Source organism: Shewanella sp. ANA-3, assembly GCF_000203935.1.
In the GTDB taxonomy this organism is placed as follows: Bacteria; Pseudomonadota; Gammaproteobacteria; order Enterobacterales; family Shewanellaceae; genus Shewanella.
In genome coordinates this window covers 2,427,009-2,451,200 of record NC_008577.1, presented here as the reverse complement: position 1 = coordinate 2,451,200, position 24,192 = coordinate 2,427,009, and the positions used below count along the sequence as shown (strand labels likewise).

16 protein-coding genes and 2 tRNA genes are annotated in these 24,192 nt (G+C 42.0%); 5 read left to right on the top strand and 13 right to left on the bottom strand.

What is annotated here, in order from left to right; all coding sequences use genetic code 11:
• The first annotated feature begins 306 nt into the window (after window positions 1-306).
• Window positions 307-567 carry a hypothetical protein gene (locus SHEWANA3_RS10750; RefSeq protein ID WP_244096609.1) on the top strand — a complete coding sequence of 87 codons (261 nt, stop codon included), beginning with the start codon at window positions 307-309 and terminating at the stop codon, window positions 565-567.
• A gap of 221 nt (window positions 568-788) precedes the next feature.
• On the top strand, window positions 789-989 hold the full coding sequence (locus SHEWANA3_RS10745) for a CPXCG motif-containing cysteine-rich protein (protein ID WP_011622722.1): 201 nt from the start codon (window positions 789-791) through the stop codon (window positions 987-989).
• A 9-nt stretch (window positions 990-998) separates the two neighbouring features.
• Here SHEWANA3_RS10745 and SHEWANA3_RS10740 read toward each other — a convergent pair whose 3' ends face one another.
• Window positions 999-1,619, bottom strand: coding sequence for a riboflavin synthase (locus SHEWANA3_RS10740; protein WP_011622721.1), 621 nt, complete (start codon window positions 1,617-1,619; stop codon window positions 999-1,001).
• Window positions 1,620-1,652: 33 nt separating this feature from the next.
• Between SHEWANA3_RS10740 and SHEWANA3_RS10735 the strand changes: the two genes are divergently transcribed.
• From SHEWANA3_RS10735 to SHEWANA3_RS10725, 3 genes are all read left to right on the top strand, one after another.
• Window positions 1,653-3,032, top strand: coding sequence for an MATE family efflux transporter (locus tag SHEWANA3_RS10735; RefSeq protein WP_011717029.1), 1,380 nt, complete (start codon window positions 1,653-1,655; stop codon window positions 3,030-3,032).
• 251 nt (window positions 3,033-3,283) lie between these two features.
• Window positions 3,284-3,360: transfer RNA gene (locus tag SHEWANA3_RS10730), tRNA-Val, on the top strand.
• A 38-nt stretch (window positions 3,361-3,398) separates the two neighbouring features.
• Window positions 3,399-3,475, top strand: a tRNA-Val gene (locus tag SHEWANA3_RS10725).
• 489 nt (window positions 3,476-3,964) lie between these two features.
• Here SHEWANA3_RS10725 and SHEWANA3_RS10720 read toward each other — a convergent pair.
• The 12 genes from SHEWANA3_RS10720 to SHEWANA3_RS10665 form a co-directional block, all read right to left on the bottom strand.
• On the bottom strand, window positions 3,965-10,327 hold the full coding sequence (locus SHEWANA3_RS10720; protein WP_011717028.1) for a DEAD/DEAH box helicase: 6,363 nt from the start codon (window positions 10,325-10,327) through the stop codon (window positions 3,965-3,967).
• Window positions 10,328-10,348: 21 nt separating this feature from the next.
• A complete protein-coding gene (locus SHEWANA3_RS10715; RefSeq protein ID WP_011717027.1) occupies window positions 10,349-13,891 on the bottom strand; it encodes an STY4851/ECs_5259 family protein in 3,543 nt (1,180 codons plus the stop codon).
• A gap of 12 nt (window positions 13,892-13,903) precedes the next feature.
• Complete coding sequence (locus SHEWANA3_RS10710; RefSeq protein WP_041412629.1) at window positions 13,904-14,320, bottom strand: hypothetical protein; 417 nt, start codon at window positions 14,318-14,320, stop codon at window positions 13,904-13,906.
• A gap of 14 nt (window positions 14,321-14,334) precedes the next feature.
• The gene (locus tag SHEWANA3_RS10705; RefSeq protein ID WP_011717026.1) at window positions 14,335-14,985 is read right to left on the bottom strand and encodes a hypothetical protein; all 651 of its coding nucleotides are present in this window, start codon (window positions 14,983-14,985) and stop codon (window positions 14,335-14,337) included.
• A gap of 2 nt (window positions 14,986-14,987) precedes the next feature.
• Window positions 14,988-16,079 carry an MBL fold metallo-hydrolase gene (locus SHEWANA3_RS10700; protein WP_011717025.1) on the bottom strand — a complete coding sequence of 364 codons (1,092 nt, stop codon included), beginning with the start codon at window positions 16,077-16,079 and terminating at the stop codon, window positions 14,988-14,990.
• A 449-nt stretch (window positions 16,080-16,528) separates the two neighbouring features.
• On the bottom strand, window positions 16,529-16,849 hold the full coding sequence (locus SHEWANA3_RS10695) for a hypothetical protein (RefSeq protein ID WP_011717024.1): 321 nt from the start codon (window positions 16,847-16,849) through the stop codon (window positions 16,529-16,531).
• A gap of 16 nt (window positions 16,850-16,865) precedes the next feature.
• The gene (locus SHEWANA3_RS10690; protein ID WP_041412628.1) at window positions 16,866-17,060 is read right to left on the bottom strand and encodes a hypothetical protein; all 195 of its coding nucleotides are present in this window, start codon (window positions 17,058-17,060) and stop codon (window positions 16,866-16,868) included.
• 125 nt (window positions 17,061-17,185) lie between these two features.
• A complete protein-coding gene (locus tag SHEWANA3_RS10685; protein ID WP_011717023.1) occupies window positions 17,186-18,895 on the bottom strand; it encodes a LeoA/HP0731 family dynamin-like GTPase in 1,710 nt (569 codons plus the stop codon).
• Entirely contained in the window at window positions 18,873-20,501 is a 1,629-nt protein-coding gene (locus tag SHEWANA3_RS10680) for a hypothetical protein (RefSeq protein ID WP_011717022.1), read from the bottom strand. The genes SHEWANA3_RS10685 and SHEWANA3_RS10680 overlap by 23 nt, the downstream gene beginning before the upstream one ends.
• Window positions 20,502-20,505: 4 nt before the next feature.
• Window positions 20,506-21,045, bottom strand: a complete 540-nt coding sequence (locus SHEWANA3_RS10675; RefSeq protein WP_011717021.1) for a hypothetical protein — start codon at window positions 21,043-21,045, stop codon at window positions 20,506-20,508.
• A gap of 238 nt (window positions 21,046-21,283) precedes the next feature.
• Window positions 21,284-23,053 carry an ATP-binding protein gene (locus SHEWANA3_RS10670; RefSeq protein ID WP_011717020.1) on the bottom strand — a complete coding sequence of 590 codons (1,770 nt, stop codon included), beginning with the start codon at window positions 23,051-23,053 and terminating at the stop codon, window positions 21,284-21,286.
• On the bottom strand, window positions 23,054-24,187 hold the full coding sequence (locus SHEWANA3_RS10665) for an SIR2 family protein (RefSeq protein ID WP_011717019.1): 1,134 nt from the start codon (window positions 24,185-24,187) through the stop codon (window positions 23,054-23,056).
• Window positions 24,188-24,192 lie beyond the last annotated feature (5 nt).

Below are 24,192 nucleotides of genomic sequence, written 5' to 3'. Positions count from 1 at the left end.
GCGAGGTTAAGACAGTACAGGAGTCTTAGCCGCCTTGCGTAGCAGGACAGTTATTCTACGGGATAGTCTTTAAGGCACGCAAGTTAAATGGCCCAATTGCGAGGCTTAGCACTCAAATCAGCTTCTTTATTAACACCAATCCGCAAAGTTTACCGTGAATTCATCATATTGCAGTCAATCATTCATGTGGCAGTCATCTAACACCCCTACGCTATGCGCGTTAAATGATTGCGGGTTGGTTGGAGGTTTCCACCATGCCTACCGTGCCGTCACATCGCTGTAAATAATGAAGCCAAAGGAGTTGGTATGTTCACGAGTATCCTATTGACGGTTGCACTTAGCCAAGTCGCCCAGAACCCAATCCCAGTTAGCCCCACGCCACACACTCAACCTGCCCCCCGAGCTATTCAACTCCAAGCGGTGCAATTCGACGCCATAGGCTTACAGGCCGATATCCACGCCGAGCTTTTGCAGCAGATAGAACAGCTATCACAGGCCATTAGTGACAATATAGAGCAAGGCATATTACCGACGGCGCCTGTCGAACTGATGACAGTAAAGGATTGAGTTAGCTTAGCCGGTACGTATTGCTTGACGGTTTTTACGCGAGATAAATCTCAGTGAAAAAAGTACCCAGCGCTGAGATGAACGGAAAAATCTAGTTACAGAGATTTTGATACCGACTTTATCTAAGTTGCCACGGCACATTCTTGTATACTCAACTAAAGCCTGTGTGAAGGCTTAGCGACAAGTGTCATCCCTAGCATTCGTTAGAGAGGAGTTGCGCCATGAGGATCATGAATAAAGTGATTGCCTGCCCCCACTGCGGACACCATCAACATATTAGTATTGATGCCAGCAGCGGCGATCAGGATTATTACGATGACTGCCGAATTTGTTGTAATCCCATCCACCTGCGTTTACATGTGGATGATGCCCGCCGCACCATAGAGTTATATATTGACTCGGACGACGAGCAAATTTACTAGGCATGTAGCTTAAGATTGGCCGCTAAAACGTTTGGCCAGCACACGCTCGACGGTATCGACGATGGCTTGGGTTTGGCTGTCAATTTCGATATTTAGCTCATCTCCAACCTGACACTGGCCTAAGTTGGTCAATTTGAGGGTTTCTGGGATCAAGTGCAGCATAAAACTGCTCTCGGTCACCTCGCCGACCGTTAAGCTGCAACCGTTTACCCCGACAAAGCCTTTATAAAGGATATAGTTCATCCATTTGGGCTCGACGCTTAAGGTCAGATCATAATGCTGCTCGGTGTGACTAATGTGGCTAACTTTCGCCTTGGTATGAATGTGTCCCGAGAGGATATGGCCGCCGATTTCACTACCGAACGTCAAAGAACGCTCAATGTTCACCCGCTGACCAACGGTCAAATTGGCAAGGTTTGTCAACCTTAAGGTCTCTTCCACTACATCGAAAAATACCCTATCATCAACGACCTGAGTCACCGTCAGACATACCCCGTTATTTGCCACACTTGCGCCAATCGCAAGTCCCTCATGCAAATCAGGTTTAAACGCTACCTCAAGGGTATTTAGGCCATCTTTCTTATGTATTGCAACCACCTCACAGGTGGCTTGAACTATACCAGTAAACATTTTTTGCTCGCTTATTTGTTAAAGGCTGTATTTATGAATCATTCAGGCTTTCAGGCCAAACGCTTAATTCAACTCGCACTCCCTGTGTTGATTGCCCAAGTGACCCAAACCATGATGGGGTTTATCGATACGGTCATGGCGGGCCGCGTCAGTGCTGTCGATATGGCCGCCGTGGCCGTAGGAACCAGTCTTTGGTTACCCGCCATCTTATTTGTCCAAGGGTTGCTGATGGCGTTTACGCCGTTATTTGCCCATCATAATGGCGCAAATAATCAGAAAGCCATTCAACCGCTGGCGTTTCAAGGCGCTTATCTGGCCTTAATTGGTGGCCTTGGCGTGATGGCGTTTCTTGCATCCGCCCCACTCGTGCTCAGCCATATGAATTTAGAGCCCCAATTGTACAACTTAACCATAGGATATATCGACGGTATTTTATGGGGCGCGCCCGCATTTGTGCTCTATCAGGTATTACGCGGTTGCAGCGAAGGGATTTCTTACACATTACCGACCATGATCATCGGATTCGTTGGGCTCGCGGTGAATATTCCGGCGAACTATATCTTTATCTATGGTCATTTCGGCATGCCAGCAATGGGCGGCGCCGGCTGTGGTGTCGCGACAGCACTAGTGTTTTGGGCCATGTTGATTGCCATGACGATTTATATGCAGCTACATAAAAAGTTTGCCGCATTGGCGCCCTTTAGCCAGTTCCATCGCCCTGATTTTGCCACCATGAAGAAGATGACTAAGCTTGGAATGCCGATTGCGATGGCGCTCTTCTTTGAGGTGAGCCTATTTGCAATTATTGCCCTGCTGCTGGCGCCATTGGGCGCGACTGTCGTGGCCAGTCATCAGATTGCGCTGAACTTCTCCGCCATAGTATTTATGTTGCCACTCTCGATTGGTATTGCCGTCTCGATTCGTATTGGCTACTACCTCGGCCGCGATCGCGCGGATATTTCTGCCGTGGTGGCAAAGGTTGGATTGTGGTTGGCGCTTTCATTGGCCTTGTCGACGGCAATCTTAACGGTGTTATTCCGCTTCCAAATCGCTGAGTTGTATAACAGCGATCCTGAAGTGGTGGTACTTGCCGGCAGTTTGATGCTCATGGCCGCGCTGTATCAATTATCTGACTCAATCCAAGTGGTCGCTGCCGGTGCCTTGCGTGGATATAAAGATACCCGCAGTGCGTTTTATATTACGCTGTTTTCCTACTGGGGCATTGGCATGACATTAGGTTATACCTTGGCGTATACCGACTTTATCGTACCCGCCATGGGCGCCCATGGTTTTTGGACTGGATTAATTGCCGGCCTCACCTCAGCGGCGCTGCTGTTTTTCATCCGCCTTCGTTATATTCAAAAGCATGGTGTGCATTTAAGTTTGATTGAAGGCGACAGCGTGCATCATTAAGCAGATTGAAAGATAAAACGGCGAGCATTTGGCTCGCCGTTTTATTTCGCGCGGGGTCATTTGGGCCCTCATCACAGTCTAACTTGCCGCTTTATCAACAACTTTGCTGAAACACTGGACAAGTTGCACAGCAATTCACCATTTGGCAATAAAATTCATTTTTTTGCTTGCCAGCCTTTCGCTATCCCCCTAATATAGCGCTCGTTCCGAAGCGCAACGCTAAGTTGTGTTGAGGCAACAATTAAAACGATGCACCCGTAGCTCAGTTGGTTAGAGCACTACCTTGACATGGTAGGGGTCGGTGGTTCGAGTCCACTCGGGTGTACCACTCTCTTCAAAGAGTATAAACTTCGAAATTCAAACAGTGCACCCGTAGCTCAGTTGGTTAGAGCACTACCTTGACATGGTAGGGGTCGGTGGTTCGAGTCCACTCGGGTGTACCATTTCTTGCTTTAACCCCCTAAAAAACCTCAATTTAATATAATCATCCATAAAGATGCTTAATTTTTATTTGTGCCTAAGATAAAATCTTCGAGTCTGTTCTAGGTTTTTCCACAAACATTCAAACATGCCCCACCCTTCGGCTCTGTCTGATTTTGTCTCTATCGTTTGGTCCACATTTACCGCTGTTCCCCCAAAATTCGACGTTTTTCTAAATTTGTGCCCATTTCGTGCCAAACCTGTTGGCACAAAATGCTTTTGACGATTTTTTTGTTGACCCCAACCATAGTTGGCACAACGATATCAACTTCAGGCTTGCCTGACACAATCAAAAGTTATACTGACAGGATGAATTCAGCCCTAATATTCAGAATAACGCTAGTTTGATTAGATTTGAGCTAATTTCTTTTTAGCCTAAATCGTTTCACCATCAATTAACGTATCCAATAATAGTTGGTCGCAGAGTGCCAAACCTATACATTTAAAAATGTTTAACAGCTCCGCCCTTTATGTACAACAATGTAGCTATTGCCACCACTTGACTCAACTTTAAAACACCAAGAATTAATATCAAACGCCCCCACACTTTCGAAATCAAATTTGATCCGACTGTATGGACGGCGAGTTGCCCAATACCCCATTCCTTGGTCAAATAAAAATCGAACCACCTCTCCATTCTTGAGTGTAAACGTCAAGCACCTTCCATGATCGATGTCATTTTTGGAAGCAAACTCTGGATATACGTTAATTCCGTATGTACTACAAACCGAGTCGATGAAATCATTAACTTCATCAATATTGCTGAAGTTATCCGCAATGCAGTATGGTTTCCTATCACCAGCAGCGCTCGGATGGCATGTAATGATCTCAAAATCCCTTATCCCCATAATTGCTTTAACATGAGCAAAAATAGAGATGATCAAGCCTAAACTTATTGGGCTTATCAGGTATCTGTCTGTATAAGTTACATTCTCGATGCCTTGATCAAACACATTCTTGAAGCGCGGTATTATCTCCTCGAAAAGCGCAAATATCGAACTGCCAAATCGATTGAATGGGACATTCAGCTTTGTCGTAATGTCGTCGATCAGCGCGATGTTACTTGTTAGCTCAGACTTCAATGCCAAGTCTTCCAAGTTGAAAGGGCTGGTTTTTAGATCAACAGCCATTGGTTTTGCCGCGACTAAAGATGCTCCTTCCGACGAGCCCCATTGAGCGTTACAAGAGATTTTTCTCTGATCATCGGTTGCATACCAATAATCACCATCGGTAAATTTCATTCGTAATAACGGGAACGAGCCGGCCGAAATCTCCTTGGGTAATTCATAAGATGAGATCTCCACTTGAGATGGAATTTTAGACCTAAGCTGCCAAGCTAAATTTGGTGTCAGTGTTTGAATCGCCGCATTACCTAACAGCAAACGAATTGGTATCCCTTTCAAATCATGAAGTTTAGATAAAACTGAAACTTCAGCTAGATCCCAATCAGAAGCAGACACAAACAAATCTATTCCTAATGACGACCTACCCTTGATTGATAGTAGCTGGTCAATACTGCTGAGCTCAGGAATTGAGCGTTCTCCAAAGCATGCTCGAGAAGGTTCAACCTCAAATAACAAATGAAACTTTGTTTCTTCAAAAAACTGAACTAACCATTTTCGGTCCAAATACTCGACATGATGCTGTGTGTCATAATCCAAAAGGCATGCGTGACAATATGCATCACAAGCAGATGGACATTCTGACGCGTACTCATAGACATCTTTAAAAAGCTCTGCCAATACCTCAGGGATTGACGATGCATACCCTGCACCTTGTTCTGCAGTATCGAAAATAAAAAGGCTACAAACTGATTCACTCTCGGAAGATGCTGTTTTCCTTTGATGGACTGAAATGCCAAGCTCAGACGTGGAAATCCCCTTCCTTGCACAATAAACTTGTCTTAAGGCAGCACCGAAACTAAACAAGAGCTTACGATCAAATATCCACTCGTGAGTTTTTGGATCCCTAATTTGTAGCTCGAACATACTTGTTACACTGCTGAACCCGAGAACAAAAGGAATTTGTAATAATCCATCTTGTAAACTTGAAGAACTGACTTTAATGCTCCAATCACTCTTAATACAGTCAGCATTTCCATCTATTGACGTACCAGACAACCTAGGATGCTTTTCTCGAGTAAGTAATCTCACCTGACTTTTCAGATCTAAAAAAGTACGACCTTCACTACTATTGACTGCCAATGGCTCCATCCGGCCACAACTCCAACAGAGAGCATACCCACCACCATTGCCATTGTTGTAGTAAAAAAGCTCTGCCGCGTCGGAGACCTTAAAGCGTCCTAATTCGTGCCGACATAGCGCCTGCCAGGTTGTGTCTGTTATGGAAATTAACGGTTCTGTATATGGCGCATAAAGTGGTTGAGTGTAATCGTTATGAAGTGGCGTCTTATAATCGACTTTAAATCCATCGGGTACGATATACTCCATCGTCTTGAGCCTATTGGAACCGCAGTCTGGACAACTTTTTAGCTCTTGATTGCTTATAATGTCCAATTGACAAAAGCCGCATTCTTGGCAGCTCACAGCATTCCGCAATTTCTGAACCTTAGATAGGTCATACTGGCTTTGTGGCACTTTCCAAGACAATTGAAGGCCCATCGAACGATATACGGCACCGTTTAAAACGATATCACTCCCTGGAGAGAACTCCCTTATCGCTGTGGCCAGTCCCCTTGATGGGTAGCTGTGAGCCTCCTTTGCTTTTTCCATTTTATTGTTAGTAACCAGTTCAACAACGTTTACCGGGAAACCATAGCCTGGAAGAAATCCTCTTGAGGTTAGTTCACTCAATAGCGAATCTTTCTCCATAGATTCTTTCTGTTTAATCAAACGCCTTTTGGCTCCGGTGTCGTCTTCGCTTACTTTCTGAATTTCTGCACAAAGTGAGTCCCAACGCCTCCGCCAATGGCTTGACGCTTCTTCGATGGTTTGCAATGTTTTATGCACAAGAGATGCTTCCGCTTGTCCCGCCAATCCACTCCCTACAATCATCATGCGCAAGCACTGGCTAATGTATTTATCATCAACAGCTTCACTGGATAACCAGCTCATAAAACGCTCATAAATTGCAGTACCTGTATCCGAAGTGAAGAATTTTCCAGACTTCAAAGTTGGCAGATTCTCTTTGCTAAACTTGGTATTTAGATAGCGAGATAGGAGGAATGCGTTAATGTGCCTATGAACAATAGTCACACTTTCAAGTGCAACCTTCGGAACTGGAATGGGCGTTTCAAATGGCCACTTCGGGTTTGCAAAAATTCTTTCACCATGCGGCGTAGATTTACAGAACGTGAATACGATAGAGGTACTCTCACCTCGTCGGCCAGCGCGTCCAGCGCGTTGCAGGTAATTTGCCGTCGATGGCGGAGCATTGTTCATCGCTACCATGACTAGCGAACCAATATCTACACCCATTTCCATCGTTGTTGAACAATTAAGGACATTCAAAAAATCTTTTTTAAATGCCTTTTCAAAAAGCTTCAAATTGTCAGTGTATTGTTGAGCTGAGTGTTCTGCAGAACGAAGCATGACTGGGGGTAAAAGTGCCGCATCAGTGATATCTCTCCAGATCCCCTGCTTTTTCATGTTAAGAATAAACTCATTGTGGCGTATCCAGTTGCGAAGCGATTGCGAGCTATTGCTTTGCAACAAATCAGGGGCTGGATGAGGAATCTTGCAGTTCGTATTCTTAACCAAGCAATCTTCTATTTCAGTCTTACTGGTTAAATATGGCGATATTCCCCGAAATGACGTATCTAACCATCGGTTAGTAATTGGACACACGGATGCATTTGTTATCAATTCAAAGGATGCTGAGTTACTCAGCTTTAGGTGGTAGCCTTCACGCCACTCTTTATTTCCATCCTTGTAATGCTGCAGTATTTCTTTATTAATTAGAGTACGCCACGCAAATCTGAGGATTCCGTTGAAAAGCTCTGGGTTGTCTTTAGCTGACCTTTTGCTAAATAACTCGAGCATACGAACCAGCTTATGTTGGTTCCCCTTGTTCACCGATGGAAAAGCCCAAATAGCTTTTTTCTCTTCCTCGGATTTGCCTTCAAACTCAGGCCCCTGCAGAAGGCGTGCAAATAATTTACCGCCCATCCAATTCACTTGATAAGAGTGAATGTCAATTAGCGTGTTTTCTCTGACATAAAAATCAAGAATGATCTTTAGGTAGCTCTTCCAATCATCGAGATTGAGACCTAGAGTGCCCCATTCCCGACAGCCAACTCGCAGATCTTCCTCAGTTATGGAATCTAGGGCAGGGTAAACTATCTTCACCAAGCCTAATGTTTCTAAGTTGTTGGCATTTTTAGGCCGCCGCGCAAACTCTCGGAGTAAAAACAATTCTGCAAGGTGTTTAGTATTTTCTAAGCGTTGGTCTCGATTACTATATTCGCCTGGGAGCATGTAGTCTTCGACATCTAGGTCCCCTGCCATCAACCTTATTTCGTCAGTGTTTGCCAAGAGTTCAACCGCAGCTACCCAATTCAATTTGAATGAGACTTTCTTTAACTCTTCAAGCCTTATTTTTATCTGCGATAAAATAAAATCCTTAGTAGCGGCTTCAGGATTACTATCAAGAATCTTGTTGAATGTTGCAATTTGGGGGTCGTTATACAGTTCGGAATCAGAGCTTCGCATTGCAATTTCGCGATAGATTTTTGAACGACACCACTTACGCTCAGAATCTAGTTGCAACTTTGCAGAAAATCTTGCCGTTCCTTGTCGGCTATCCGTAAAAGTTATTAAACGAGCACCGAACAACGAATCATCATTTTTCCTTGGGATATGCCGCAATAACTCGGGGACAAGATTTCCCATTAAAAAAGGCGCACCAAGAAGAGCTCTCTTAAAAGTCGAACTTGCTACTGCTTCCGTAGCGTCACAGCATGCGCAACGGAGATATGAGTCACGATCCGCTGTTGTGTACCTAACCGCAAGGGTGTTTTCAGAACGAGTTTTGACTCTTCTGGTACTCAGATCCAGATAAGCTTCGACTGAGCTTCCGAAGGATTTATATCGTTCTAAATCGCTCGATTGGGAGCTAAATATTTGCACATTGTTGCGAGTCTTATGCTCAAGAATTACATCGATTTCTTGATTATCTTCAATCTCATCCGAATACTCATCTAAATCATCATGCTCTCGTGATAGCAAAACTCGATTTCCATGTGAGTCAATGACCAATGAGGCCGCAAGAGAAGGTTCTTTACAGACTGCACAATGCGTTAATTCGTACACTGGTGAACTGCAGCCATCCAAGCACTTTTGTCGCTCTGAAACAAACACTCTTCCGAATGGCCATCCCTGCTCTAGCTCACTCCCCGTCTTATGACAACAATTGGGGTTAACACACGCCCATAAGCCTCTTTGGGCGCGATGAAATATGTGAGCTCTAACAGGAAAAAAAGGCTCAAGACTTGGATTGCCGTCAGGGTATGCATTTGTTGCAATATCAATTAACTTCATAGCATTTTGTGCGTGCAGGGCCTCTAATTGCTCCCGTTCTGTATATACCGTTTTTGCAATCTCGCTAACTGTCATAGGAGATTGAATTAGTCTTTGGCGTAAAATGCGCATTAGAGGGATTTGGCAGAGCTTTTGGTATGCATCTGCACTATTTAATTTTTCTAAATCCGGAATTGAAATTTTGCCTTCAATATCAGTGTCGTCGGGAATTTTAGGAATGTATCGAGTACCACGCACCACAGATACTTGTTCAGGGCTCACTCCGGCAAGCCCAGAGAGGAATTCTTTGAGTAACTTCTCTGTTCTAATCCAATCTTTTGAGTCACCGATGGTTGCTGAAGTTGCAATAAATCTTACGTGCTCAGGTTTTACATTAAAAGCTATCATCGTCCGACGTAACAACAGCGATATTTCTGCTGCCTGCGTCCCAACCAAGGTATGAGCCTCATCTAAGATAATCCAGCGCAGCTTCCCTTGAGACTTTGTTAAGATTTCACGATCAACTGGGCGAACAAGCATGTACTCAAGTATTGTTGAGTTAGTTACCAATATTGGGGGAGGTGCATTTCTTATATCATCCCTATACTCGACTTTTTCAGGCTTGTGTGTTTTAAAAACTCTGGTCGCTTTGGGTGGTGCAGTATGTTTAGTTTCGCCAGTGTAAAGTGCATACCTTATCTTTCCCTCAAATCCCCTAGTCCATGCACTTAAACGCTCTTGCTGAGAATTAATTAATGCATTAAGGGGATACAACATTATTGCTTGAACCCCAACTAGTACTTCATCGTGAGATTCAACTTGTTTGGCTAAATCATTAAGTAATGGAACCAAAAAGCATTCAGTCTTTCCTGAACCGGTCCCTGAAGTAACAACTGTAGAACGCGGAGTGTCCTGTGAGAGGAGATTCCACGCCTCTAACTGATGAGTATAAGGAGCTCTATTTTCGGGCCAGGTATAGTCTTCATCTATGTCTGTCGCGTATCCAAGACGGGATTTTCCCATTTTTGAATCTTCAGACTTTTGTTTTTCCGTATCTGGCGCAAAAGCACCATCCATACACTTTACCAACCGTGCTGATAACTCTCCCTGCTTAGTCAAATCGTTCAAGGATCGCTCAGATGAATGCCAACCAAATGTTGCTTCAATTACTGGCTCTGCTAAAAATCCATCATTGTGGCGCATTTGACTAGAGAGGACTGAGCGTAGATAAGCTCGCAAACTGTCATGCCTGAAATTTAATTGGTTGAGAACCGCATCGACAGACACTGATGAAATTGCTGTATACAAATTGGTTAGGGAAATGCTTTTTTTAGACATTAAATGAACCTATCTCCGAGCTTAACCGACCACTGTGAATTCTGAGTTACAAAAAGCTGAATATGCCGCCCCTGTGGCTAATGACATAGCCTCCTGCAACCATTCTCTGTCGAACTGTTGCAGTTGACTCAAAGAGAAACTCAGCGCGTGGAATTCCCTTGGAGGAAGAGGTTGCAGGAATACATCCAAGTTATAAAAAGCCACCTTTACGGGTAATTCAATCGTAAGCTTGTAAGCTCGCTTTACCACTTCACTTTGTTCAATGGCCCCCATTGCCCTGAAAAAGCCACGAAGATCGCTTGGCAACGAAGAAACAGGCCAACACCTATCCAAACATTCGATTAACTCAAGATCTCTTTTCTTTGACTGTGAAATACTCATCAACTTGTGTTGATGACGCTCAAACAATTTGCTCTTGGCAATCAGGAATTTATTTCCAATAGAAGAACTGCCCCTCGGGTCTTTTGTATCCGCCCAGATTTTTTTACTTGGAGTAAAATTGACTAAAGCGATATCGACCAATGTATTAAAATATAGGCCTTTTGCAGTGAGATCTCTAAATAGACCACGCTCAACTTCGGCATAAATATTAGGAGCTGTTTTTTTTATCAATTCCAGTGATGAAGCATTTTTCCGTTTAACTTTATCAATAGCTTTGATCCACGCTGATATTGGTATGAGAATCCACTGAAACGGCAAATAATCAGCCAACTCCCACACCTTGTGGAATCTGGAGGTGTCTCTAAGAAGCATTAAGGTTAAGCAAGAAGGGCGCGATAACAGTCGCTTGAGTACATGAAAATTTGCAGGCTCGATATCTTCTACGAGGTCTATCAGATCATTTAAATATGACCAACCTTCATGATCTATATCGTTTTCCATTTTTTCTAGAATACGATCGAGTAATGAGAAATTAATAGTACGCTTGTTACCCTCTTGCTTTAGATACTTAACCGCATACTGTATCGAGTCTTGTTTTAGAGGTTCATTAAAATCAGTGATGCCTTGAGAACACTGAAGTGCTGACTTTAGAGCCTGTCCGAACGCACCTAAGTTATCTATTTTCTTGCGTACAACCGGAACGTCAAACTCAATCAATGTCGGTTTAAAGTTTGTTTGTCCGGGCCCCCACAGTAACCATCCGCCATATTCATCAATCTCTGGTAGCTTTGCTTTTACAAAATCTCCATCCTCAACCAGAAATTCTAAATCTGGAGTGTCCCGGTTAAGATCCCAAATTGGTGTCAACTTTAACTTCAATTGGTCAAGATGCTTTATCAATAGAAGAGTTTTAGGTAAGTAAACGAATTGGCCGCGAATTTTGGGTATATATTTAAATCTATACACTAGAGGTATGCGGTTCTCCAGAATTTCGTTTTTAGCAAAGAACGATAACCTGACAACATGTTCCGGAGTTGAACCATTACGGAAAAGTCGACGCACTAAGTTAGCAACAGCTCTCGCAGGAAGAGTTTTACTTGTACCAGACGCGGAAAGATTCATTTCTTGAGAAACTGACATGTCAACTTTGTCATCGGCGAGGAGATCAACTTTAACCCGAGTTTCAAATGTGTCTGGTTGAAACTTGAAAGTACAGTCCATGAGATCGTCAGCTGTCAGACATCCTAGGTCACATTCTCTATAAACATCCCCCGTCTTTGTCAGCAAAGATACCGCATTAAGTGCAATGGGCAATCTGAGTCTTATTGTATTATCAGGGGCATCTGACCAGGAGATACTGAATTCAACACTGTCAACTAGAAGATCAGTTAATCTGATATCACAAAACTTAAAGCCCGCTATGAGTTCGGGCTCAGCGGTCAAAATTGCACTTTGACCAGGAACTAAACCAACATGGGCATTTTCCAAACCCCGGAATTTTACTTCAAATTCCCCTTTTCCATTGTGAATTAGTTCTGCCAAAAACTCATCGTGAAGATAGACGCATTCATGCACCCAAACAATTTCGCCTTCAAGGACCCTAACAACAGCACCTGTTCCCGAAGTAACCGTATTACTAAAATAGGGAATTCTCGTACCATTGGTGCTCACCCAAAAATATTCTTCTTTATTTAAGAATGCACCAGGCTTTGATTCATCAATTACTAGATTTGGTTTACCGATGTATACCGGTTTATCGGATATAACATCTACCAACTTTTTCCCTTTGACATTTACGCAGTCTAGATTCAGTTGGCTAGCATCGGTTCGAATATGAAAATGGCCAAAGGTTGATGGTATTTTTACATGGCCGGTTATTTTGTAGACGTTACGTTCACAGAAGCTGACTTTACCCAATAGTCTAACTTGAGAGGATGGACTGCATTTCGCTGGTTCGCAGTCACTCACAACAAGCACTGATGCTAATCTGTCACGAAAACTACCCTGGCCTAAATAATTAAATTTTTGTTCGTCAGCGTCAAAAATCCAAGGAGCACGATCGTCAAACGACTCGCCGTGGCGATAAGTATTGCTCCCAATCAGTTCTCCATCAGAATATAGCTGATACTTGAGCTCGCCTGCAGCCAACAGACCAACTATGGGACGCACGATCTCTGAAACTATCCATCTTGGCGCAGCACCAGTTTTATAACTAAAACTGGCCGCTCTGGATCTGTGGCCGTCTCCGGTAATAGTGATTAATTCAAAAAAGTTTGGAAGTGAATTTACTCCAAGAACCTTATTTAGGTCTTCGGGATGAATTGTATGGTTTACATGCACCTCACTAAACAAATTGAATTCGTCGGCGTTTTGTCGGAGATAACGCTTTAGTCTGACTGGGTTCTGTGAACGTCTAACTACTTTGCTAGTTTTCTTTAGCAGTGTGTTTATCAACCTGCTAGCTTCTTCATCAATAACTAAAAAAGGTAAGTTATTTCGCCAATTTGGATTCTTCATGTCCAAAAATGCGAGAGGATCAGACGTCTCATAAAGATGAAAACTATCTCTAAGTTCGAAAAGGTAACTAATTAGCGATGAAGCTAGTTTAGAAAAAGACTTCTGCTGTAAGGTTTCAGGTAAGCTGGACAATTTGCCCTCAGCGATTTCATCAACTGTGAGCGAGTGGAGGAACGTTGCATAATTATTAAGTACATCTTCAAAATACCCCATTAGGTGTGAATGAGAGATGCCAAGTAAATCCGCTCGAGGAAAACCTCCATGGCAATACAAAGTATCAAGGTATCTATAATTCTGAGTGTGGTGTATTTTTATGCCGAATTCTTTTAGACCTGCTCTAATACAGTCGAGTATAAGGGCGCGGCTACTGGTGTTGTAATCTAAGCAGATGCTATCCGTAACAGGTTCCCAAGTAGGACGGGATTTAGTTTTCCGCTGAAGCCAAGTTGCGATATAAAGAACAAGTGGCCGTGATAAGACGCTCAGATGCTTATTGAAAAGTAAGTTAGTATTGGTCGTTGAAAACAAACGTTGTAAAACTGTTTGGAGATCTTCAAGCTCACTGTCTGTGATTTTGTAAGCCCACAAAGGGCTACCAAAAGGCACGTGTTGCCTACTCTGAAGAACCGATGCTGTCCACAGTTTAAGTTGTTCTACCACAGCCATTTTTAAATCCTTTTAAGCACTTAACTTTAATGTAATATCTTGGCTATAAAAAAACCTCACCTCACACTCAAGTTGTAATTCCTGCCACTTCCTCCGCCACGAGTAATTCGCTGACATTTTTGGCGGCATTTCATAATGCATAGCCATGTTAGTTATGTTGTTGATTAAAACATAATTTATGTCAGTTGTCACTAATTTGAACACAGTCATAAAGTCCTTATATAACCAAAATCGCTGAATGCTGCCGGTATACTTCTGCATCAAACTAAAGACCTCTTCATCACGCAATGCATGCGCAAAACCATTGCGAATGTGGTAAATGCACCAAAAATCGAACTTGTCTTTAGAAAATACCAACTTTGTTCCGTCGAGTAGTGTTGCAATCTCCGACGATTGTTCAGCAAAACGTTGCGTGACGATAAATGCCATAACTCGTTCTGCCTCTATTGCTGCTGACACGCACTAGGCTTTAGCAGCCACAAAACAACAGCATTTGTGACCATTCGTTTGCCGCTATGGTGCGCTGCACATCCGGTCGCCAGTACAAAGAACACCGACACTAAAAACGATAATGGACTGAACACTGCAGCTACTGCCGGCAAGGTTTGCACTCCAATCGCTAGCAGCAATGCGGTAAATAGTGATACCACCAGACTATCGCGCCACAACAAGAACGCTTTATGGGCGTCCTTTACCAAGGGAGTATTTTGGTGGGGGTGGTAAATGTGTTGATACCACACCCGGTTTTGCTGTTCTTCAGTTGCATTTAATTGCATCAAAGGTAATACCTTCAGATGCAAAGTGAATAAATCGATGCGCTGGTCGTGTTCAGCGAGTTGCAGGAATCGATGGCCGGGTAATGCGTTATTTAGTCGCAAAAAGACCAACTGATGCTTCACTGACGCAGGCAGCAGGCTGCTAAATAACGCAGCCGCCAACATGATCAAGGTCACCGCTACCGTTTCCGGTGAAAACACCTCAACGGAAGACCAGTCGAAGCCTGAGTTTGACAAAGCATAAGCAACCGATAACTGCGCAATAATGATTGAAGTTAATGACGGTAAATTCTGTGCTTTTAATGAAATCCAAGCCATGATTACACTTCCTCTTCATAAGAGAAGTGATATGGCTCAGCATTTAATGAAGACCATCCTGAACGCCCAGGTGAATTATGATAATGTAGTATCCCTTGCCCACGAGTAACCAATACTCTGGCACCGCGATGGGTGAATGCATTTAACACAGCCTTCCTTGGATGCTTCGGCTCCCCCGCTTTAGCGGTTGATGCAATTGCCGTTATATCGCGTGCAGAGCTGTGCACCACAGGACTACCAATCAAACGGTTTAATACTGTTGGCCCGATATTACGTTTACTTCCATGGTGTGGGATTTGTATAAACTTCAACTCAGCGCCAGAGTAACATGACTCAATTTGTTCGGCGGCATGCTCTAATGCCTGAATCCCCGCATCCGCAGTAAAGACTAGACGCCTTCCATCTACGATAAACTGGGTAATTACGCTCGAATTATTTTTTGCTGAAGTTTGGCCATCATCTGAAATATGATCCTCTCCCCAGTTTGCAAGAAATGTTTTTACATTACGTACAGCTTTATCAAACCAGCTCTCGTTGGCGACAGTACTTGCTTCAGCACGTTTTGGCATTCCATCAAAATCGGGGATTAATGATTCGTAATAAGACTGGCTGGGTCCCAAAACTTTGACCGAACCTGATTTATCGGTAAGCCCAGTGAATGGCTCTTTTATCAAAATACCTTTGCGGTTCGCCAATTTTGCCAGTGACCAGGCACGCTCTAAGTTTTGCTTTAAACGCTCACCCAGACTTGAGTCAGTTAAACGGCCATCAGCAAATTCATCAGCTAAGTTCTGGTTGTGTAGCCATGGTTGGTGCAACCACAGCTCTTTGACATCCAGCTCATTTAATAACGCTTCAAGACCATTAATGTGGTCTTGATCTGGATGAGAACTAATAACCAAATCAACGATGTCAGTCCCAAAGTGTATGCGGATGTGTTCTACCAATTCAGAACCGGTATCACTAAATCCACCATCAATCACCACCACTGTTTGTTCGTCCCGGCGGCCATGCAAATTGCCAAAACGGATGGCAATAGCATCGCCACTTTTAGACTCGCTGCCTACACCTAAAAAATCTACTTCGTAACCCATTTTGAATCTCCTATGAAATGTTTTTCACAGGAGATAATTCACGAGGCATGCCACCACAACAAACCCATTAAAATTCAAAATGATAGACTAAATCAATCAAGTTAAACAACAAAGAAGCTAAAATATTAATTACACAAAAGTAAATAAATTTACATTGGTCACTTACTTTTACAGGTGCATAAATAAATGAGATTTTATGATGGAATTGGCTCTTTGAATTGGCGCAAGGACAAGGGGAATAGAACGTGTCATTAGTACTGACATAACCAACAAGTAAGTATGTTCTTTACTGACTGTATATTCTGCAAGGCTGTGACCCGTTCAGCAGTCAATTGAATAGAGATATAATCCAATTGAGGACTCATATCTCCATCTTCTTGATGCTAATCGGAATCTCCTTTTCTTATCGTCAGACTATGAAGCAATCAAACTAAACCAGCAATCTTACTTTAGCCATTAAAGCTATTTTTCAACACAAAGAACAACGAGATAAGAACTGCGCCAGAAACTGTAAAACCAAGTAATAAAATAAGGGCAATTTTGGTTACATCGGTGACTAACTTCTGCCGTTGCAATTCGATTTCTTTGAGCATCTCTTTCGCAAGAAAGTCTGCCTGTAAGGCAGATTTTTGCATCAACTCATCAGCATATTTGTTGATGAAGACCACTTTCTGGTCAATCATTGGCGACACATCATCGTCGATAATTTTCTTTGCAACCTCATGAACTTGATTCAGTTCATTAGTCCAATCTGTATCAAATAGGGCCATCTTTGTTACCAGCTAATTAAAGTTTCTTAAAGATATTTACGAGTATTTTTTCTGCAAAATTAGGCTGCAGTCGTTTTAGATGTTCATTACCACAAGTTGGACACTTTTCTGGCACCTGACCGGGAAAGCGTACATCACCCATCGGCGGAAAAACCTTAGTCCAACCGCAAGATGGACAAATGAGTTTAAAAGCAGGTGTTTGTATTGGCATATAATCTCCTTTTTTATAAACCACTGTAACAATGGGCGTATTACATTACCTTCAAACTCGTTGAAAAATTACCGCCCCGCAGTATCAGCTGTAAGGCGATAAATTTCAATATTATAATGAGTTAATTAATAACTGGGGAGCGATTTTAATTTTTCACTAATCCCCCGAAGTGAATTTTGACTAACTCGGATATCTTTCACTTGCGATTCAGTATCAGTTATCAGTTGGTCAAAGATTTTTAGTTGTGGTGCGAAGAAATCAAAAAGTTTCTGATCATCACTGACAATATCATATAAGTCTTTAAACGCTTCTTTGATCATTGTGCTAATCTCATTCTTAGTCTCTTTAAGCTCTGCTTCTAGCTCACTTGCTTTATAAGCATTGTAGAAATCAGCCGTTAGACTAAACACCATACCCGCAGGCCCGGCCCACTTACTGATACCAGCAGCAAGTTTAGAAGCCTGCCAAGGTTTAAATTTATAAACAACTCCTGTGGTTTTAGCTAAGAGATCTCTGGCCACAAAAATTGTTGCTTTAATAGCATCTGGGCTTATCTTTGAAACATTTGACAGGCCGCTCCCAACAAACTTAAGTGCATCGCTACCTAATGAGTCTAAGAAGCTGGTACTTGAGTCTAGCTGGCTATTGATCTCCTGATTTAATCTAGACGTAATAAGAGACGTTTGGTCATAATAAGAGTCAACTATTGTTTTAATTTTGATCGAAAGTTTGTAGCCAATATTATCTTGCGTATAACCAATTTCATCCTCCATAAAAGGACGTATATCTTCAAAATCTAAAGGACGTAGCTTTCCCATCAGCTGCTTTTCTAAGCCCTCTAGTTCATTAAAAAGCTGACCAGCCAAGCGCTTAACTTCCCTTTTCCCGTTATTTAAATCCTCACGGATCCTTTCGCATTCCTGCTCACGTTGCTTGGCAAAGACTTCAAGTTCATCAAGGGAATTCTGCGCAGCAAGAACCCGCTGACTAACAACTCCTGCGACGACATCAATACCAGTTTTAGCGATAATAGTACTACGTACACTGCTATCTAAAATCGATGTAGTAGTTTTTTTCAACTCATCAATGCGAGAGCGGTTTCGATATACATCAAGCTTTTCAAACCAAAACGGTAAGCCGCGCCCATTCGGATTTGATGCGATACAGACTATACGAAGTGCCTTAACTTCCTCATCTGTGAGGCTTGCTGCACGTTGGAGTTTCTCTTTTAGAGTTTCCGTTTTTATGGCTGCCTGTTCGGAAAATAGTGTAGGATCAGACAAATCTGTTACTTCATCCATTTTGTTAATGATAAATACGGTAGAGCTTAGCTTATTCAAATCCCGTAGTACCCAACGTACTATCTGGTGATGGCTTTCTTTTAGCGGATTGGTAGCATCTACTACATACAGAATCAAATGAGCCTCAGATATGTAATTGCGAGTTATATCCTCGTACATAATCTGAAGGTTTTCATCTTCTTTTTGCTTATCGCCAAATAGCCCCGGAGTATCAACAATTTCGCATTTATCAGGCAGGCCTTCAGGTCTGTAAATAGCTAAACGGTCTGAGGATTCATCCATATCAATCTTCATATCAGCCATAATCTTGCCCAACCAAGCCGCAATTACACTGGTCTTCCCATCGGAAAAAGCACCGAGCAAAGCAATCCGCAATACATCATCTTTGATTGTATTCAATGCAGCTTCTAATTTTTGAATATCGACTGAAACATCCATTCCTATAGCCCCTAACTCAGTCAACACTTCTTTCAACTGCTGTAAGGTACTAATAGCCGATTGCTTCTCTACTTCAAACTGTTTCAATTGTTCCATATTGCATATCCCTGACTTTATTCAAAATAATGGTAAGAACTTTTATCTGCTTCTCGAGAACATGCACTGGAACATTTAGATTGTTCTCTAGTGTGTTAACTGCAGATAAGGCTTTAGATTCGACCTCGGAATGAACTCTCGCGACAATTTTGGCAACGTTACTTTCAATGGTCGCTAATTTTTCATCACAAACCGCTTCAATCTTTTCGCGTACTTCCGACTTTGCATTTCTGATTCGCTTTTCTTTGCTAGTAAAGAGGCCAAAGAGCCCCATGACGATGCCCAATACAGCACCGCCAATTGCCCCCGCAATATTACCTATAACGGGAAAGGCCGAACCGATTGTAAAGCCAGATAGAGCATAACTTCCAACTTGGAAAGCAAATGAGCCAAAGTCGCTTAAGCCCAGATTCCAGCCAAGATCCTTGGCATGATTTAACTTAGTATCAGTAAACGCCTCCGCAGCAATGGACTGTTCCAGCTCTACACGTTGCATATCTTCGAGCAGGCGTTTGATAGCACTTTGAATTTTTTGTGACAAATCCTGCACATTTTCAGCATTTTGTTTTTCTATAGAAGTCTGTGCTTCCGCTACAAATTTCTCGAAAGCTTGTTCAATTTTGGATTTTATCCGATCACCGTCTCCGAAGTATTGTTCAACAATGTAATCACTTTCATCCATTAGCTGTATAAACGTATTTTGAAAGGTATTTTTTTGGCCAGTTAAGGTCATACGTTCAAAACTCTTTATCGCCTCCTGTATAGCTGTACGACATTTTTTAAATTCAGGCTGCATCTTTCTGATGTAATCGTTGAGTTCATCAAGTGATGACTGTAAAGAACTAATGGTCTCGCTAAGCAACTGTTTAATTTTATCTTTATTGCACTCGATAATGTCTTCCTGATATGTATCAAGCTTACCTCGCACAACATCAGCAACAGTATTTATCCCGCTGAATCCGAGCATAGTGCTGGTGTTGCCAAAATGTTTCAGGAAATTGGTCTGATGCCTTACCAGGTCAACTTCACGATCAGGATGAATAGAGGTTGTTGCTGTATCATTATTATGAGCCAACGCGCAAAAACTAATTAAGCCTTGTACAGCATGGCCCGGCAACAAAGCTGAACGGCCAAGTACATTGTCTAATACATGCGTAGTCTGATTAATAATATCTTTCGCATGGGAGTTTAATAACAGTTCTCTGTCTTCAGGAAACTCATAAGTATCTGCACTCCCACGAATGTTTATCAGTGGAAAAACTTTACTACCGCGACGTAAATAGTTTTTTATTTTTTCAGATGTTATTTTCTCTGGCTTCTTATTCGTGCCATTTACATAAACTACCAGATGAGCCTTAGCCACGGCTTCTTCAACTAGTTTGACAAATCTCGATTCATCTCCTTCGATGCCAGGAACATCTATCAACTGAAAAGTTCGATTATCCAAATTTAGATTGTATGCAACATTTCCTTGGGTGAAATCTGCTTTCCCTGTCCCAATGATCAAACCGTCAATTCGTCCTGAAGAAATAAGATGCTCTGCTTGAGTCACTGCTGAATCTGCTAGTGCACTAAGTCCATCAGAAAATTGGCTGCTTATACTCATGGTACTAGCCTCCAATAAACCAAAAAATCAAACCAGTCAAAGTGGCTCCAATCAGAACGCCTGCAACAATGTTTAGCAATTTCGATTGCTGTAACATTTTTTTCAGGTCGTTAATGTCTGTATTTAGCGCATTTGATTTATCAGCCTGAATTCTCATCGTTTCTGCGAAAGCAAACTTAATTTTTTCAATATGCTGGTTAATATCGTTACTGAACTTGCTGAGGTCTCCCCGGTTCTGTTTAAGTAATTCACGCCGTGACTGTTCATCAAACAAAATACGAAGGGATTCAATAATAGTGCTCTTACCAGCATTGGTTTCACCAAAGAATGCCAAGGTAAATTTTTCCCACTCGGAATTTTTTTCCAAAAATAACAGTTCGTCTTTAAAGTCTGACCGTATATCTTTCATCTTTTTGGAGATGTCGGCGAGCTTTGCCTGCCCTTCTTTGTTCTCAATTTTTAGGTCCGTGATTTCTGCTGAAGCAGCATCAAGCTGCTGGATGATGCTTTTATATAAATCATGGAAGCCTTGTTGTGTACTCATACCTTTCCTTAGTGTTTAGATTGAAAATTGTTTAGAAAAATAATTCCGAAGATATTTAGCTATTCCGGTGGACTACTATCGAATCATCATACCTTTTGTCTACTTGGCAGCTTGAGCTTAGGCAGCAACCAGCAACCTCTGCAACCTTGCAGGCCCACTTAGAAACGGTTCGCCAGTCACTCGTGAGGCTTAAGGCATGTAGATACTTTTCGTTGATCGACAGGATGTTAGTTAATCGTTACCCCCATAATTTTGTTAGGTCGACGTCACCACTATCTGGTTGAGCCTCTTTCGAGAGCGCTTTAAATTGCACAATCATTGGAATATCAAACGACGTCCCAGTCACGACCGCACAGCCTCTTGCAAGGTTAGGTATCATCGAGCGTGAGAGGGCATCCAAAGTGCTGATCGAATTTTCAAGCAACAGCAAATCTCTATCATTAACCAGTCGATGAATAAAAAAATTGTGAATTTGAGACATTATCGTTGACGAAATATCAGCGGGCCGCTGGCTAGACAGTGTTAAGTAAAAACCAAATTTTCTGCCTTCTTTGATGATCTCTTCAAACAACTCCAGCCGATAATCTTTCCAGCTTTCACTTTCCCTGTTTGACTGCATAGACAGTATGTTATGCGCTTCATCGATAATCATGTGAAAAGTCTTTTTCGGAGGGCTGTCATTGATAACAGTAACTTTATGACTGTCGTAATAGTATTTAGCTAAAAGTAGTGGAATTATTTTTTTTATTTCTTGATTAGATTTTCTCAGTGAAACAACCGTCAATAGGTGGAGCTTTGGATTTTCACCTATCTCTATTACACGCTGTAAAGACGTTAACGAAGACTCAATTCTTTTTAGTAACGGTTGGATATGGTCGAATTGAACAAAACCATTAACTAAATCGGACAATAACTGAAGATTAACGCGCAGCTTGAGCTCTTCGAAATGAGACAAATTGCCTATTTTTAATTGATTTATGCTTTCTTCAAAATAATTCTTGTAGCCGAAATCATCTGAACCGCCATTCAGATGTGTACCAGTATTTAGAAAATAAAAATTAACGCTTTTGCTATGCCAGCTTAACTGCAGGGTTTTTTGTTTCAATTCATCAGCATGAACAATATCTGCAATTTCGACTATGAGCTCTGCAAATTCCTTTTTTGGCGATGTACTCGTTAATGCTTTAACCAGTATTTTTTTAGTGTAGTTTTCAAGGCTATTGGGAAACTCCTTAAAACGCTCTCGACCAGTAATAATTCTCTTCAAAAACGGTTTCTGAGTATTTTCAGTCGCCTTGAACAAAATGCCGAAAATCTCTTCATCCCAGAAGACTGCCTCGCTCAGCGGAAATTTGCTTTGTCCATCTTTTCGGGTATCTAAATCATAAACTTTTTTGAACTTTGGATCAGTGCATAGCTGGCCAGCAGTATATTCACCGTTAAAATCGATAACAACAAAATGGCTTTTGCCATTTATTTGCTTCAACTTTTGGGAGAATAACTTCGTGTAGAGCGTTGTCAAAGTATTAGATTTACCACTGCCTGTGTTCCCAAATACACCGATATGAGTGTTGAACAAGCTTGCCCACGGCAGTGAAACTGATAATTCTTCTTTAAGAATTTCACCGACAACAAAATCATCATCCCCCTCACCATAAACTTGCCGCACCTGCTTATCACTCATCAAGTAAGCAAGATCTCGGATCATGGGGAGGTATTTAATACCTTCGTAGAATTGATTTTCCTGAAAGTAACCAATTGGTTTTAATTCGATTTTCCTGACAAAAGTTCGACCGTTTTCAGTTGGCATTTTTTCGTCTAAATATTCGCCTTGCACGATAGCAACAATATCTTTGAAGCCGCGCCGAATAAGGATGTGCTCTTGTATCGAAACTCCGTTGAAACGCTCTCCTTTATAAAACAGCGTTTCTTTATTGGATTCTTCGTACAGCTCAACAACGATGTTAATTCCTTTGACTGATATTACCTCTCCAATAGCAATGCTCATCTAATCGCCATCCTTAGCCAAAGTGAACACTCGTTTATTAAAGCGTTTGAATGTTAGTTCATCATCAATAGTGAGGTATTTGACATTTGGATAGCCTTTAAACTTCTCCTTCATGGCAGACTTCTCAGCGTCGTTATAACAAGATACAAACACGGTAAGACTTGGATTTGACAAGGATCGCTGCACTAAATGCAGAATATGTTCATCGGCAAACGAAAAGCCAAAAGTGATTAATACCGAATTTGGACGTTCTAGTTCAAAACTTAAGTGGCGAAGAATCTGATAATAAGCTTCTTCAAACACTGTTTCATGAAACTTCCACTTGGTAGGGTTCACTATGGGTATCCTATTGTAGGAATCCCAGAACGTCGCTTCATCTAATTTTTTAAATTCAGCCGCTTTATCTACGGCAAACTGTAGAAGGTTTGGCCATACATTTCGTGGATCGTTAAGCAACTCATCAAATTCAAGTAACAAAGTACTTTGGTTCAAATCAAACTGAATTTGATAGTTACTTTGCCCGTAGTTAACTTTAATTTTTTGCTCGAACCGTTCCCAGTACACAGAGCCATGCGGATGCAGCAGATTTATCTGCGGAATAAACTCTGAATGCTTATCAAAAATACCTTTTTGAATAACACGATTATTAAAATTCTTGGTATGAAAACGCCGTTGCTGAAAGCCTGCACTACCGTCGTTAAACACACAGGTAACCAGATTTTCAGAAGTTATGCTGTCACCCGCTAGCTCGAAGCAATTATCATAATTAGTGGTGTAAATATTAGCTTTTTTGTCACTGGCGCTTTGCCTTGATATTACCGCTAGCAAGGTTGTTAAAAAGTTTCTATATTCCAAGACAACGGGTTCTTGTTCTGCTTTTAAAACACCGTCTTGTGAAAGGGGCAAACCAGGCTGAATACATTTTTGGTAGTAAAGCATGAATAGCAGCGCATAAAGCTTATCTTGACGGCCCTTTTCAAGATCTTTAGCTAACGTTTCAAAGGTATATGGCTCGCCATGCTGGTTTTTTATTCTAAGAGCTAAAGTAGGCAAAAAACCATAAGAGGCGCCAGCGCCAAAAAGAAAGTTTAAATTTTGCTCATAGATGTCGTAAAGGCTGAATTTTTCTGACACGGTTT

Excerpts from the sequence above, each read along its gene's own strand:
- SHEWANA3_RS10750 (WP_244096609.1), top strand. The coding sequence starts at position 307 with ATGTTCACGAGTATCCTATTGACGGTTGCACTTAGCCAAGTCGCCCAG.
- SHEWANA3_RS10745 (WP_011622722.1), top strand. The coding sequence starts at position 789 with ATGAGGATCATGAATAAAGTGATTGCCTGCCCCCACTGCGGACACCAT.
- SHEWANA3_RS10740 (WP_011622721.1), bottom strand. The coding sequence starts at position 1,619 with ATGTTTACTGGTATAGTTCAAGCCACCTGTGAGGTGGTTGCAATACAT.
- SHEWANA3_RS10735 (WP_011717029.1), top strand. The coding sequence starts at position 1,653 with ATGAATCATTCAGGCTTTCAGGCCAAACGCTTAATTCAACTCGCACTC.
- SHEWANA3_RS10720 (WP_011717028.1), bottom strand. The coding sequence starts at position 10,327 with ATGTCTAAAAAAAGCATTTCCCTAACCAATTTGTATACAGCAATTTCA.
- SHEWANA3_RS10715 (WP_011717027.1), bottom strand. The coding sequence starts at position 13,891 with ATGGCTGTGGTAGAACAACTTAAACTGTGGACAGCATCGGTTCTTCAG.
- SHEWANA3_RS10710 (WP_041412629.1), bottom strand. The coding sequence starts at position 14,320 with ATGGCATTTATCGTCACGCAACGTTTTGCTGAACAATCGTCGGAGATT.
- SHEWANA3_RS10705 (WP_011717026.1), bottom strand. The coding sequence starts at position 14,985 with ATGGCTTGGATTTCATTAAAAGCACAGAATTTACCGTCATTAACTTCA.
- SHEWANA3_RS10700 (WP_011717025.1), bottom strand. The coding sequence starts at position 16,079 with ATGGGTTACGAAGTAGATTTTTTAGGTGTAGGCAGCGAGTCTAAAAGT.
- SHEWANA3_RS10695 (WP_011717024.1), bottom strand. The coding sequence starts at position 16,849 with ATGGCCCTATTTGATACAGATTGGACTAATGAACTGAATCAAGTTCAT.
- SHEWANA3_RS10690 (WP_041412628.1), bottom strand. The coding sequence starts at position 17,060 with ATGCCAATACAAACACCTGCTTTTAAACTCATTTGTCCATCTTGCGGT.
- SHEWANA3_RS10685 (WP_011717023.1), bottom strand. The coding sequence starts at position 18,895 with ATGGAACAATTGAAACAGTTTGAAGTAGAGAAGCAATCGGCTATTAGT.
- SHEWANA3_RS10680 (WP_011717022.1), bottom strand. The coding sequence starts at position 20,501 with ATGAGTATAAGCAGCCAATTTTCTGATGGACTTAGTGCACTAGCAGAT.
- SHEWANA3_RS10675 (WP_011717021.1), bottom strand. The coding sequence starts at position 21,045 with ATGAGTACACAACAAGGCTTCCATGATTTATATAAAAGCATCATCCAG.
- SHEWANA3_RS10670 (WP_011717020.1), bottom strand. The coding sequence starts at position 23,053 with ATGAGCATTGCTATTGGAGAGGTAATATCAGTCAAAGGAATTAACATC.